Consider the following 692-nt stretch of genomic DNA (forward strand, 5'->3'; position numbering starts at 1 on the left):
GTGCCTTTGGCATTGCCGAAGAGAATATTCTTCCTATGTGGGATTGGGTTGGCGGTAGATACTCTTTATGGTCTGCAATAGGTTTTCCAATCGCATTCCAACTTGGTTTCGATAATTTTATTAAGTTATTGCATGGCGCAGAAGCCATGGATAAACATTTCTACGAAACTGAATTCGAAAACAATTTGCCTATAATGCTGGGGCTTATCGGAGTGTGGAACCGGAGCTTTTTAGGTCACGCATCGATTGCGGTTATCCCTTATGACCATCAACTACGATTCTTGCCCGAGCACTTACAGCAACTCGATATGGAAAGCAATGGTAAAACCTCTGATACAGAAGGCCATCAAATTAGCTATGCCAGTGGCCCATTGCTATTCGGTGGAGCGGGCACCAACGGACAACATGCTTATCATCAATTATTTCATCAGGGACGAGGCGCCGTTCCTATCGATTTCATCATTGCGAAAAACAGTCCTTATCCCGTACGTGATAACCACGCTCACTTACTTGGCAACTGTCTAGCTCAAAGTCGCGCGCTAATGGTTGGAAAATCGCGAAAGAACGCAGAGCAAGAACTTCTTGATAAAGGTGTTGCACCAGAGGAAGCGCGACGTATCGCACCGCATAAGGTGATCGCGGGTAACAAGCCTAGTAATACACTACTTGTTGAGATGTTTAGCCCCGAGTCT

At 45.7% G+C, this 692-nt stretch carries 1 pseudogene; it reads left to right on the top strand.

Annotation, left to right across the window (positions count from 1 at the left end):
* Window positions 1-692, top strand: a pseudogene (locus A3762_RS23705) (glucose-6-phosphate isomerase); the annotation flags it as partial.

This window comes from Oleiphilus sp. HI0125, from assembly GCF_001635355.1.